Source organism: Pseudoalteromonas sp. Scap25, assembly GCF_013394125.1.
In the GTDB taxonomy this organism is placed as follows: domain Bacteria; phylum Pseudomonadota; class Gammaproteobacteria; order Enterobacterales; family Alteromonadaceae; genus Pseudoalteromonas.
This window is the reverse complement of record NZ_CP041327.1, coordinates 2,515,877-2,529,013: the sequence shown is the minus strand read 5'-3', so window position 1 is coordinate 2,529,013 and position 13,137 is coordinate 2,515,877. Positions and strand designations below refer to the sequence as shown.

General features: G+C 41.0%; 10 protein-coding genes. 9 read left to right on the top strand and 1 reads right to left on the bottom strand.

Going from position 1 to position 13,137, the window contains the following annotated elements:
• Positions 1 to 14: 14 nt before the first annotated feature.
• From lepA to pdxJ, 6 genes are read left to right on the top strand one after another with little or no spacing between them, the layout of a single operon-like run.
• Complete coding sequence (gene lepA / locus FLM54_RS11750; RefSeq protein ID WP_138608157.1) at positions 15 to 1,802, top strand: translation elongation factor 4; 1,788 nt, start codon at positions 15 to 17, stop codon at positions 1,800 to 1,802.
• Between the two features lie 18 nt (positions 1,803 to 1,820).
• A complete protein-coding gene (gene lepB / locus FLM54_RS11745; protein ID WP_178956448.1) occupies positions 1,821 to 2,756 on the top strand; it encodes a signal peptidase I in 936 nt (311 codons plus the stop codon).
• A 2-nt stretch (positions 2,757 to 2,758) separates the two neighbouring features.
• Positions 2,759 to 3,436, top strand: a complete 678-nt coding sequence (gene rnc, locus FLM54_RS11740) for a ribonuclease III (protein WP_008466504.1) — start codon at positions 2,759 to 2,761, stop codon at positions 3,434 to 3,436.
• A complete protein-coding gene (era, locus tag FLM54_RS11735; protein WP_138596050.1) occupies positions 3,426 to 4,358 on the top strand; it encodes a GTPase Era in 933 nt (310 codons plus the stop codon). The genes rnc and era overlap by 11 nt, the downstream gene beginning before the upstream one ends.
• 20 nt (positions 4,359 to 4,378) lie before the next feature.
• Positions 4,379 to 5,071 (top strand): DNA repair protein RecO, encoded by a 693-nt coding sequence (gene recO / locus FLM54_RS11730; RefSeq protein ID WP_138608154.1) that lies wholly within the window; start codon positions 4,379 to 4,381, stop codon positions 5,069 to 5,071.
• A 21-nt stretch (positions 5,072 to 5,092) separates the two neighbouring features.
• Positions 5,093 to 5,824: a pyridoxine 5'-phosphate synthase gene (gene pdxJ / locus FLM54_RS11725; protein ID WP_178956447.1), complete on the top strand. Its 732-nt coding sequence runs from the start codon at positions 5,093 to 5,095 to the stop codon at positions 5,822 to 5,824.
• Between the two features lie 27 nt (positions 5,825 to 5,851).
• Here pdxJ and barA read toward each other — a convergent pair whose 3' ends face one another.
• Positions 5,852 to 8,638, bottom strand: coding sequence for a two-component sensor histidine kinase BarA (gene barA, locus FLM54_RS11720; protein ID WP_171039633.1), 2,787 nt, complete (start codon positions 8,636 to 8,638; stop codon positions 5,852 to 5,854).
• A 102-nt stretch (positions 8,639 to 8,740) separates the two neighbouring features.
• Here barA and rlmD point away from each other — a divergent pair, with 102 nt between their 5' ends.
• From rlmD to mazG, 3 genes are read left to right on the top strand one after another with little or no spacing between them, the layout of a single operon-like run.
• On the top strand, positions 8,741 to 10,066 hold the full coding sequence (gene rlmD / locus FLM54_RS11715) for a 23S rRNA (uracil(1939)-C(5))-methyltransferase RlmD (RefSeq protein ID WP_178956446.1): 1,326 nt from the start codon (positions 8,741 to 8,743) through the stop codon (positions 10,064 to 10,066).
• Between the two features lie 8 nt (positions 10,067 to 10,074).
• Positions 10,075 to 12,231, top strand: coding sequence for a GTP diphosphokinase (gene relA / locus FLM54_RS11710; protein WP_138608148.1), 2,157 nt, complete (start codon positions 10,075 to 10,077; stop codon positions 12,229 to 12,231).
• Positions 12,212 to 13,033, top strand: coding sequence for a nucleoside triphosphate pyrophosphohydrolase (gene mazG, locus FLM54_RS11705; protein ID WP_178956445.1), 822 nt, complete (start codon positions 12,212 to 12,214; stop codon positions 13,031 to 13,033). The genes relA and mazG overlap by 20 nt, the downstream gene beginning before the upstream one ends.
• Positions 13,034 to 13,137: the final 104 nt, after the last annotated feature.

Sequence of the window (13,137 nt, the reverse complement as noted above, 5' to 3'; positions counted from 1 at the left end):
TTAGAATCCAGTTTATGAAGCATATCCGTAATTTTTCGATCATCGCCCACATTGACCATGGTAAATCGACCCTTTCTGACCGTTTGATCCAAGTTTGTGGTGGTTTAACCGACCGTGAAATGCAGAAGCAGGTTCTGGATTCAATGGATATTGAACGTGAACGTGGCATTACCATCAAGGCGCAAAGTGTAACGTTAAACTACAAAGCAAACGATGGTGAAACCTACCAGCTCAACTTTATCGACACTCCTGGTCATGTTGACTTTACTTATGAAGTATCACGCTCACTAGCTGCGTGTGAAGGCGCATTATTGGTTGTTGATGCTGGCCAAGGTGTTGAAGCACAAACATTAGCTAACTGTTATACCGCCATCGAAATGGACTTAGAAGTTATACCGGTTCTAAATAAAATTGATTTACCGCAAGCTGACCCATTACGTGTAGCCGAAGAAATTGAAGACATCATTGGTATTGATGCCCTTGATGCCGTGCAATGTAGTGCTAAAACAGGTGTGGGTATTGCCGAAGTACTTGAAATGATCGTTAAAGATGTACCGCCACCCGTTGGTGAAAAAGACGAGCCATTACAAGCGCTAATTATCGATTCTTGGTTTGACCCGTACCAAGGCGTTGTATCGCTAGTGCGTATCAAACATGGCGAACTTCGCGCGGGCGACAAAATTAAAATCATGTCAAACGAGAACGTACATACCGCAGATCATGTGGGGATTTTTACGCCTAAACAAACTAACACCGGTATTTTACGTACCGGTGAAGTAGGGTTTGTTATTGCAGGTATTAAAGAAATACACGGTGCACCGGTGGGCGATACCATTACTCATCAAAAAAATGCGGCACCAGAGCGCTTACCAGGTTTTCAAAAAATTAAACCACAAGTTTATGCGGGTATGTTCCCAATTGCGTCGGATGATTACGAGTCATTCCGCGATGCACTTAACAAACTAAGCTTAAACGATGCGTCGTTATTCTTTGAACCAGAAAACTCAACCGCGTTAGGGTTTGGTTTCCGTTGTGGCTTCTTAGGTATGCTGCACATGGAAATTATTCAAGAGCGTTTAGAGCGTGAATACGACATTGATTTAATCACCACAGCACCAACGGTTATTTATGAGGTAGTGACTAAAGAGGGCACTACACAAATAGATAACCCGTCTGACCTACCAGCTGTAAACGATATTTTAGAAATACGTGAGCCAGTAGTAGAAGCTAATATTTTAGTACCGCAAGAGTACTTAGGTAGCGTAATCACTTTATGTGTTGATAAGCGCGGTATGCAAACTAAAATGAGCTACCATGGTAAGCAAGTTGCAGTAACGTACGAACTGCCAATGGCTGAAGTGGTAATGGATTTCTTTGATAAGCTAAAATCAACCAGTCGTGGTTTTGCGTCGCTTGATTATAACTTTAAGCACTTCCAAACCTCAGACATGGTTCGTGTAGATATACTCATCAATAGCGAGCGTGTTGATGCTCTTGCTATTATTGTACACCGCGATAGCGCGCAGTCTCGTGGCCGTCAGCTTGCTGATGCGCTAAAAGAGCTTATACCACGTCAAATGTTTGATATTGCGATTCAAGCAGCAATTGGTCAGCATGTAATCGCGCGCACAACCGTGAAGCAGCTTCGTAAAAACGTAATCGCGAAGTGTTACGGTGGTGACGTGAGTCGTAAGAAAAAATTACTTCAAAAACAAAAAGATGGTAAAAAGCGAATGAAGCAACTTGGTAACGTTGAAGTGCCTCAAGAAGCGTTCTTAGCCATTTTAAAAGTTGGTAAATAAAAAATAAAGGGATAATAAATGGCTGGCTACTTTTCAGTTTTATTGGTGTTATTAACCTTAGGCTCAGGCCTAATATGGTTAATAGATCACTTAATGTTTGCCCCTAAAAGGCAAGAACGTTTGGCACTTGCACAGACTTCTGCCGGTGGCCAACTTGATGAAGAAACCGCAGCATTGATTGCGCCTGAGCCAGTCATTACTGAAACAGCAAAGTCGATTTTTCCGATGATTGCTGCTATCACTATTTTTAGATCGTTTATTTTTGAGCCGTTTCAGATCCCATCGGGTTCGATGATGCCAACCTTATTAGTAGGCGATTTTATTTTAGTGCAAAAGTATTCTTATGGAATTAAAGACCCAGTATGGCGCAGCCAGTTAGTGGATGTGAGCGAACCAGAGCGTGGCGATATTGTTGTTTTTAAATACCCATTAGATGAAAGAGTTGATTATATTAAACGCGCTATAGGCTTACCAGGCGATAAAATTGTTTACCGCGATAAGCGTTTGTATATTCAACCAAAATGTGGAGAAGGCGAAGTTCAAAAAGGCGCGCTTCTTTGCAACGAATTCAATAAAATTGATTTTAAATTAATTAATGATGATGAATTTATGCAAGGCCCAATGGCTTTAGCGCGTTTAAATGAAGATTTAACGACCTCTAGCCATGATATTTTAATCAACCCAAAATCGCCTGAACGTAAAGGGCGTTACTACCAGCAATTGGGCACTCCTGCAGATGAATGGGTGGTGCCTGCTGATCATTACTTTATGATGGGTGACAATCGCGATAACAGCCAAGATAGTCGCTTTTGGGGCTTTGTACCAAAAGAAAACTTGGTGGGTAAAGCTGTCTTTATATGGATGAGTTTTGAATTTGATAATGGCCCAGATGACATTTTACCAGGATGGGTTCCAACTGGTGTTCGTTTTGAACGCCTAGGTAATATTCAGTAACAATGAAAAAAAATGTAACAGAGTTATACAAAAGAATTGGCTACACATTTGCTGATCAAGGCCTACTTGAGCAAGCAATGACGCACCGCAGCCACAAAGGTCAACACAACGAGCGACTCGAATTTTTGGGCGACTCGATTTTGAGCTTTGTAATTGCCAATGCCTTGTACGCTAAATTTCCTAAAGCACGTGAAGGCGATTTAAGCCGCATGCGTTCGACTTTAGTTCGCGGCCAGACGTTAGCTGAATTTGGCCTTGAGTTTGAGCTAGGTGATTACCTGCGTTTAGGCCCTGGCGAGCTAAAAAGTGGCGGCTTTAGACGCGAGTCGACCCTAGCAGATGCAGTGGAAGCTATAATTGGCGCTGTATTTTTAGATTCAGACATTGATCGTTGCGGCGAGCTTATTTTAGCGTGGTATGAATCACGTTTAGATGCTATTTCACCAGGGCTTAACCAAAAAGATCCTAAGACCCTGCTGCAAGAGTATTTGCAAGCTCGTAAGCTATCATTACCTGGCTATACTGTAGTAGACACTAAAGGTCAGGCACACAATCAAACATTCACGGTTGAATGTATCGTTGATGGAATGGATAGCATTATTTCTGTTGGCAGCTCAAGGCGTAAAGCCGAACAAAAAGCGGCCGAAAAAGCATTGAAGATACTTAAAAATGAATCTTGATACCTTAATACAGCCTCATGAAGGCGAAATAGACACATTTTGTGGCATGGTTGCGATTGTTGGCCGTCCTAATGTGGGTAAATCAACCTTGCTTAATGAGATTATTGAGCAAAAAGTCAGTATTACCTCACGTAAGCCACAAACCACGCGCCATCGTATTATGGGTATTCATACCGAGGGTAAACACCAAGCGGTGTACGTAGATACCCCAGGTCTGCATGTTGAAGAAAAGCGCGCCATTAACCGTTTAATGAACCGCGCAGCGTCGAGCTCAATTGGCGATGTTGAACTGATTATTTTTGTTGTTGAAGGCACCCATTGGAATGCCGATGACGAGATGGTACTAAACAAAGTGAGCCAAAGTGGCAAGCCGGTATTGTTAGTTATTAACAAAATTGACCAAGTGAAAGATCGTGACCTTGTACTGCCACACATGAAATTCTTAGGCGATAAGTTTGACTTTATAGGCATTATGCCTGTCTCTGCGACTCAGGGTAAAAACATTAACCTGATCAAAGAAGAAGTGACTAAACGTTTACCGCCGTGCGAATTTTATTTTCCGGATGACTACGTTACCGACCGCTCAATGCGCTTTATGGCTGCTGAAGTGATCCGTGAAAAGCTTATGCGCTTTATGGGTGAGGAACTACCTTACTCAGTGACTGTGGAAATAGAACAGTTTAAATGGCAAGAAAACGGCGTTTGGCACATCAATGGCCTTATTTTGGTTGAGCGTGAAACGCAAAAGCGCATGGTTATCGGTAACAAAGGCGAAAAGCTAAAAGTGATCGGCCGTGAAGCGCGTAAAGACCTAGAAGAAATGCTTGAAAATAAAGTATTTTTAGAACTATGGGTTAAAGTAAAATCGGGCTGGGCTGACGATGAACGTGCCTTAAGAAGCTTAGGCTACGGTGAAGATTAATAAGTATCGAATAGCCTAATATGGACAGCGACTTTTACAAAGCCTATTTATTACATCGACGTCCTTATAGTGACTCGCAAGTAATGTTAGATATGCTGGTAGAAGGCGTTGGCCAGCTTAGAATGCTCGCTCGAGTTAGTGGCCGCCAGGCCACTAAACATAAAGCTCAATTGCAACCATTTCAATCCTTACTCGTCCATTACAATGGCAAATACGATTTAAAATATATTAATAAATTTGAGCTCTACGGCAACCCGTTATTTCTAACTGGTGATAAGCTTTATTGTGGCTTTTATTTAAATGAGCTAACTAATCGCATTGTGCCGATTAATGAGCCCATTGATCAAGTTTTTCAACTTTATAATACACACCTAGAAAATCTTAATAGTGGTACTGATATGCAAGCAGTGCTGCGCTCTTATGAATTTCAATTATTAGAGCTGCTAGGGTATGGAGTCGATTTTAGTTTTGATGCGGACGGTGAGCCAATTGACGAGGCACAAACGTATAGTTACTTCGCAGAAGTAGGGTTTTCGGTGCAACATGACACGCGCTCTGGATTTACCGGTTCACAACTTAATGCCATAGCAAATCATGACTTTAGTCAAGCGGATGTGTTATATATGGCAAAGCAATTAAGTCGTTATTTATTAAAGCCATTATTGGGCAATAAGCCATTAAAAAGTCGTGAGTTATTTATTAGCTCTCAATAAACAAATTTCACAGGTACAAACATGAAAGATATTCTTCTAGGCGTGAATGTAGATCATATTGCAACGCTTCGCCAAGCTCGAGGTACTTCTTATCCAGATCCAGCCCATGCAGCCAATGTTGCAGAGCATGCCGGTGCTGATGGTATTACTATTCATTTACGCGAAGACCGCAGACACATTCAAGACCGTGATGTGTATGTGATGGCTAAAACCATTCAAACACGCATGAACCTTGAAACCGCAGTAACCGATGAAATGATTGCGATTGCACTTGAGGTTAAACCTGAATATGTATGCTTAGTACCTGAAAAACGTGAAGAGCTTACTACCGAAGGCGGCTTAGATGTAGCGGGTAATATTGATAAAATAGCCGCAGCGACTAAAACTCTAACGCAAGCCGGTATTAAAGTGTCATTGTTTATAGATGCCGATAAAGCGCAGTTAGACGCGGCAAAAGCCTGTAGTGCGCCTTATGTTGAAATTCATACCGGAGCCTATGCCGATGCCACCAACGATGAAGATACAGCAAAAGAGCTTGAACACATCCGCCAAGGCGTTAAGTATGCAGCGAGTATTGGCTTAATTGTTAATGCCGGCCATGGTTTGCACTACCACAACGTGAAGCCAATTGCAGCGATGCCAGAGATTTACGAGCTTAATATTGGTCACGCTATTATTGCCCGTGCAGCGATTGATGGTTTAGATAAAGCGGTGCGTGATATGAAACGCTTAATGCTTGAAGCCCGCGCTTAGAATTGTAATTACAATAGACAAGACGAGCTACAGCTCGTCTTTTTTATTGTTGTTATCAATGTTGGCATCAACAAGTAAGTTTTCCAGCTCGTCTTGAAGTTCAAACAGTTCGGGCTCTATATTATCAAGTACGCACTCATTTTTTAGTGACGTTTCGATCGTTTCCGCCAATGTTTTTAATTTTGGTACACCAGTATAGCAACACGCTCCATGAAATTTATGGATCACGCTGAGTACTTGAGGGCAGTCATTGCTGACTATTGCTTGATTTAATAAGTTTAGGGTTTCGGGCACGCTTAATAACAGCATGTTGAGCATTTCATTGGCTAATTCAGGTTTACCGCCAGCACGTTGCAGCGCCAACGCCCAATCAAGCCGAGTGCTATTAAAAGGCGCTGTGCTATGTTCAAATGTGTTTTTTGACTTATCACGGCTTACAGGTAATTGCGGGCTATGATCGCAAATAACTTGATTGAGCATATCTTCGTCAATTGGCTTGGTTAAATAGCCTTCAAAACCATCTTTTAATAATTGTTCTTTTTCACTATTGAGTGCATGTGCAGTTACGGCAATAATAGGTGTATCTTCATTTAAAGATGACTCTTTAATGAGTTTACAGGCTGTAATGCCATCCATTATCGGCATTTGAATATCCATAAAAATCACATCATATTTATGACTTTTACTCAGGCTATAAGCTTGTGAACCATTATGGGCAGTATCAATCAATTCCACCTGTTCGTTTAGTAGGGTGTATATTAATTTTAAATTAGCGTCGTTATCATCTACCACTAATACTTTTAATGGCAGTAGAGTTTGTTCATGCTGATCTATGTTATGCGCCGGGTGATCAAGTCGATAGGGTGCGGCTAATAACTCACATAATTTACGATGGTTGAGCGGTTTACTTAAACAGGCATCTGCACCGCTGCCTATAAAAGCTTCACGCATATTGTGCGATACAGTATTAAGCATTAAATATAAATAATCGGTTGATTCTCTAACCGCTTTTACATAGCTTTTTAAGCGCTGCATATCATCAACCGATGCCATGTGACCAATAAGGCATATATCAAAATTAATCTCTGATTTCTCGATACACTCTAAAAATTCACTTTCGCTATGACATCGAGTGACGCTAATTTTCCACTCTTGTAATAATGAAACAACGGCATGATGAGTATGCTTATGTGGCTCTAGGTAAAGCACACGTTTACCAATTAATGATTGGGTAGGCAAATCATTGATAAATACATGATTTGGTAATCTAAATACGCCATTAAAGGTAAAGCATGTGCCACTGCCTGGAGCTGAATTTAAAGTAATACGGCCATTCATTGCTTCAACAATATGTTTAGTAATAATAAGCCCTAAGCCAGTGCCACCAAATTTACGGGTAATACTAGAGTCGGCTTGGCCAAAGGCGGTAAATAACGCGTCTTGTTTATCGGCAGGAATACCCACCCCGGTGTCAGCAACCGACACTAAAATGGAAGTTTGCTCCTCATCTAATAAACGATGGCTAATATCGACTTTAATAGCGCCTTTTTCAGTAAATTTTATTGCGTTACTTAACAAGTTAATAAGCACTTGTTTAAATCGAGTGGGGTCGCCGGTTAAGTGATCGGGCACCTGAGGATTTATATAAATAGAAAGCTCAAGTTGTTTGTCGTGAGCGCTAGGTGCCAGTAATGTCATCACTTCGTTTACGCTATCGCGTAATTGAAATTGAATTGACTCTAGCTCCATAGCACCCGCTTCTAATTTGGAGAAGTCCAATATATCGCTAATAATGGTCAGTAAGCTGTTTGCTGAAAGCTCAATGGTATCAAGGTAATCTTTTTGGTTTTTATTTAGCGGTGTTTTATAAAGCTGGCGAGTAAAGCCAATAACCCCATTAAGTGGTGTGCGTAATTCATGACTCATTTTTGCTAAAAAGTCAGACTTAACGCGGTTAGCATCTTGGGCTTCTTTTTTAGCCATAGTGAGCTGTATATTTTGTGTTTCGTATTGCTCAAGCGTTTCGCGGTAATCACTAGTTGCTTGATCAATATTTTTTTGCATTTCATCTTTTTGCATCACCATAGAGTGGGATATGGTATTGAGTCCTTCACGCAATAGTTCAAACTCACCATTCATGGGCTCAGTTAAGCCTGTTTGTCTTTTACCCTCAATTAACCTGTCGGTAGCAAGTACTAACTTATTTAGCGGTGTCATAAACATACGGCTAAGTTTTAGTGCTAAAATAGCAGCTAATACTAAGGCGAGAATAATAATAATACCGCTGACTAATAATGCGCGTTGCTGGCCAATAACAGCTTTGTCGCGATTAAGTTGGATCACCACGGTACCTAATGTGGTCTGAAACTCAGAAGTATTCCAGTCGCTATTGGGTGTTGTATGGTTAATGATAGGGGTAAAAAAAGTCACTAACTCTTCAGTTTGCTGAACATGTGTGGCTTTAAAACTGTCAATTTGCGTTTGCTCAATTAAGGTATCGAACGAGCGATGATAATTACTGGTTATAATAAGTTGGTTGTTATCATTAAAAATAGCAATTGATTTGACCGCTGGTGAGTGTTTGTTATGTGTATAACGAATAACACGGTTAAGTAGTTTTTTATTTTTTTCCAGTAAAGGTTGTTCAAGAGCAATCGCTAAAGGCTCAGAAATTGTTGTGCCTTGTTGATATAAAATTTCATCAAGCTCAATGTAACGATTTATTGTAAAATAACCACCTAGTAATAGCCCAATGATCACTGTGGGGATCAGGGTGAGTGTTAAAACAGAATCGCGCAAGCCTAGTTTGGTCATAATCTGAGCATTATTATCATTTTTATTAAATGTGAGTATATACATACTCATAGCTATTCTCAAAGTAGAGACGTAATTCATCAACCTTTAAGGTAATGCCTCATGGCACAAATATTTAAAGCAAAGAAAAAACCACTACAACAGCAATCGCTTGAACTCGATATTACAGCAATGGATCACCATGGCCGTGGTATTGCTAAGTACAATAATAAAGTGTGTTTTGTTAGTGGAGCATTACCTGGGGAGCGAGTAAAAGCTAAGTTAGTTGATGATAAAGCACGTTACAGCCAAGCTGATACGCTTAAAATAATTAAAGCCAGTGAATATCGCACAGTTCCTATTTGCGAGCATTACAGCCAGTGTGGAGGTTGCCAGCTACAGCATTTAGATGCCACACAGCAGGTAATTGAAAAGCAAGCAGCGGTGAATCAATTATTTGCCAAGTTTGCAAAATTAACCGATTTAAACTGGCAAGCTCCGCTGCTAAGCCAAGCAACTCATTATCGACGCAGTGCTCGGATTGCTGTTATGTTCGATAAGGCTGCAAAAAAAATGCGGGTAGGCTACAGAGCAAATGCTTCTAAAAGTATTGTTAGTATTAATCAGTGCCCAGTTTTAAGTGATGTATTTGCCGATGTATTTAATGTGTTTGATAAAGTCATTAATCAAAACAAGACGCTACACAGTATTAGTCATTTACAATTATGTGCCGCTGATGAACAATCTTTTATTGTTATCCGCCATACCAAAGCGATTTCACCTCATGATAAGGCGTTTGTTGAGCAAAGTGTGGCAGCTCATAATTGGCAGTTAGTGTGGCAAAGTGACAGTGATACTATTGAACATTCACATTTAGCTATGCCATTTTATAAACTTGAACAGTTAAATATAACGTTTGAGTTTGGGCTCAGTAACTTTATTCAGGTTAACGCGAGTGTAAATCAAGCGATGCTGATCCAAGCTGCAAACTGGTTAGCACTTCAAGGCGATGAAAATGTTCTGGATTTATTTTGTGGTATTGGTAACTTCTCTTTAGTGTTAGCCAAACAAGCTAAAACAGTAACAGGAATTGAGGGCGTAACTTCGGCGGTTGCATTAGCAACACAAAATGCGCACACTAACTCTATTACTAATACCCAGTTTCATTGTTTTGATTTAACCACGAGCATTAAAAAAGCGCCGTGGTTTAATAAAGAATTAGATGTTTTAGTACTCGACCCCTCACGCACTGGTGCGATGGCAGTTTTAGAACAGCTTCCATTAACGCAGTTTAAAGCGATTTTATACGTTTCTTGTGACCCTGTTACTTTAGCCCGTGACAGCGCTATTATTTCGCAAGCCGGCTTTGAGCTGAACAAGATAGGGCTAATGAATATGTTTCCTCACACGGGGCATATCGAAACTATGGCGTTATTTCAACGGAGGTAAAGCGCATTATGGTAGCGACACGTCAATCTCATCAACATGATAAAGCGGGTGACTTTTTTTCACGCGTAGAATCTCTTGATTTGTCTCAAGAAAAAATCAGCTTACTCAACAAAGCGCAGCAGCTTTGCCAAACGTGCGATAACAGCGAGCGACAAAATACCGCTATAGAAATGGTGGAGATTTTAGTTGAGTTAAATTTAGATGCTGACTCTTTAGCCACAGCCTATTTAACCCCTTATTATTTAAATGATGTAGTGAGCATTGATGCGGTAGAAGAGCATTTAGGCAACCATGTTGCAGTACTGCTTACAGGTGTGTCACAAATGGCGACCATAAGTACCTTAGCTCATCAAGGCAACGGCACTGTGCAAGTCGATAATATTCGCCGGATGCTGCTTGCTATGGTGGAAGATGTGCGCGCTGTGGTGATTAAATTAGCCGAACAGGTTTGCCATTTACGCAACGTCAAAGATGCCGCAGAAGAAGAGCGAGTAGTTGCCGCCAAAGAGACCGCTGATATATTTGCACCACTTGCGAATCGTCTTGGTATTGGTCAATTAAAATGGGAGCTTGAGGATTTAGCTTTTCGTTATTTGCACCCCGATATTTATAAAAATATTGCTAAGCAACTCGATGATAAGCGCCTTGCCCGTGAAGCGTATATGGTTGATATGGTTGAACAGGTCAAACAACGCCTCCATGAAGCGGGTATCAAAGCTGAGGTGTACGGCAGGCCAAAACATATCTACAGCATTTACAAAAAAATGGCGAAAAAGAACTACGAGTTTGATCAGCTATTTGATATACGCGCCATGCGAATTGTGGTTGAACGATTACAAGACTGCTACGGTGCTCTAGGTATAGTGCACACTAATTGGCGTCATTTAAATAAAGAGTTTGACGATTACGTTGCGACTCCAAAACAAAATGGCTATCAATCTATTCATACGGTTGTGTTTGGTCCTGAGGGTAAAACCGTTGAAATTCAAATACGAACGCACGACATGCATCAAGATGCAGAGCTGGGTGTCGCCGCGCATTGGATGTACAAAGAAGGCGCATTACCAGGGCGTGGTTCAGGCTATGAGCAAAAAATTAGCTGGTTGCGTAAGTTACTGCAATGGCAAGAAGAAGTGGTCGATGGCAGCGACTTAGCACAAGAGCTTAAAAACCAAGTGGTTGAAGACCGCGTCTATGTGTTTACCCCTCGAGGCGATATTTTTGACTTACCACTGGGAGCAACACCTCTTGATTTTGCTTACTACATTCACTCCAATGTAGGGCATCGATGTATTGGTGCAAAAATATTTGGCAAAATAGTGCCATTTACTCATCAGTTAAGCACTGGTGACCAAGTTGAAATACTAACCCAAAAGCAGCCAAACCCAAGCCGTGATTGGTTAAATCCATCGTTAGGTTACATTAAATCGTCTCGCGCTAGAGCCAAAATTCATCATTGGTTTAAACAGCTCGACCGCGATAAAAATTTAAGTGCGGGTAAAGAGATTCTTGATAGTGAGTTACAAAAATTAGAGCTAACTTATAAAGATTTAGACCCCGCTATAAAGCGTTTTAATTTTAGAGAACTTGATGACTTAATGGTCGCTATTGGCGCAGGCGATATTCGTCTTAACCAAATGCTTAACTTTATTACTGACAGAACAGAGCATGAGCCGGTAATTCGTTTCAAATCGCCTAGTAAAGTGACTGGTGATAAAAACGGTATTGTAGTGGATGGGGTCGGCAGTTTAATGAGCCATGTTGCTCGTTGTTGTCGCCCAGTACCTGGTGATGAAATCATTGGTTATATTACTCAAGGACGCGGTATTGCGGTGCACCGAGAGGATTGTGATTCGTTTAGTAATTTAAAAAACAAGCACCCCGAGCGTGTTATTTCAGTGAGTTGGTCAGATGATATTAGTAGCTCTTACGCCTTAACTATTCGTATTGAAGCCAGTGATCGTTCTGGCTTAATTCGTGACATCAGCTCAGCACTTGCCAATGAAAAAGTTAATGTGCTCAATATGAACGTAAACACGGTTGATAGCACTCAAACTGCTATTTTTGTGATGCAAATTGAAGTGCATGACTTACAGGGCACTAATAAAGTGCTGTCTAAGCTACATCAGATCGAAGGGGTACACAGTGCAAAACGAGGGCAGTAATCAGGCTAACAATGAGGCTTTAAGCCAACTGCTGGAAATAATGCAAACACTGAGAAACCCTGAGGGCGGATGCCCTTGGGATCTCAAGCAAACGTTTGCGTCAATCGTACCTCACACTCTTGAAGAAGCCTATGAAGTGGCTGATTGTATTGAGCGCGACGATTTAAGTGAACTGAAAGGTGAACTAGGTGATCTGTTATTTCAAATCGTGTTTTATGCGCAACTAGCGCAAGAGCAGCAATTATTTGATTTTAACGATGTGGTAAACACGTTAAATGAGAAGCTAGTGCGCCGTCATCCGCATGTATTTTCATCGCAAGACACACCCACAACTGATGCCGAATTAGCTGCGCAATGGCAAGCAATAAAAGCACAAGAGCGTGCTACTAGACCCCAAGATAAAAGCTCAACACTTTGGCAAGATATACCAAACAGTTTACCTAGCTTAACAAAAGCTAAAAAAATTCAACAACGTGTAGCTGCTTTAGGCTTTGATTGGCCTACTTATCATGGCGCTATAGATAAAGTGAGTGAGGAAGTTGAGGAGGTGAAAGAAGCCTTAGCTCATAACCCGTACTCAGCGCATACAGCAGAAGAGCTAGGTGATTTGTTGTTTGCTACCGTGAATGTAGCGCGCCATGTTAAACGGGATCCAGAGCAATTGCTTCGTAGTGCCAACGATAAGTTTTCTGCACGATTTGAAAAGGTGCAAAATTACTTAATTGCCCAGGGTAAATGTATTGAGTCAGCGTCTTTAGAGGAAATGGATGCGGCATGGGATGCGATAAAAAAAATTAAATAAATAGGGACATAAAAAATGTCTGTTTTTTGTGCACAGATTTGCCATTTATAGCTGGATTGCTCAGCCATGTTTTGGTACAATTTCGCCCCGTCTTGTTTATATTC

Excerpts from the sequence above, each read along its gene's own strand:
- barA (WP_171039633.1), bottom strand. The coding sequence starts at position 8,638 with ATGACCAAACTAGGCTTGCGCGATTCTGTTTTAACACTCACCCTGATC.
- rlmD (WP_178956446.1), top strand. The coding sequence starts at position 8,741 with ATGGCACAAATATTTAAAGCAAAGAAAAAACCACTACAACAGCAATCG.
- rnc (WP_008466504.1), top strand. The coding sequence starts at position 2,759 with ATGAAAAAAAATGTAACAGAGTTATACAAAAGAATTGGCTACACATTT.
- era (WP_138596050.1), top strand. The coding sequence starts at position 3,426 with ATGAATCTTGATACCTTAATACAGCCTCATGAAGGCGAAATAGACACA.
- lepA (WP_138608157.1), top strand. The coding sequence starts at position 15 with ATGAAGCATATCCGTAATTTTTCGATCATCGCCCACATTGACCATGGT.
- relA (WP_138608148.1), top strand. The coding sequence starts at position 10,075 with ATGGTAGCGACACGTCAATCTCATCAACATGATAAAGCGGGTGACTTT.
- lepB (WP_178956448.1), top strand. The coding sequence starts at position 1,821 with ATGGCTGGCTACTTTTCAGTTTTATTGGTGTTATTAACCTTAGGCTCA.
- pdxJ (WP_178956447.1), top strand. The coding sequence starts at position 5,093 with ATGAAAGATATTCTTCTAGGCGTGAATGTAGATCATATTGCAACGCTT.
- recO (WP_138608154.1), top strand. The coding sequence starts at position 4,379 with ATGGACAGCGACTTTTACAAAGCCTATTTATTACATCGACGTCCTTAT.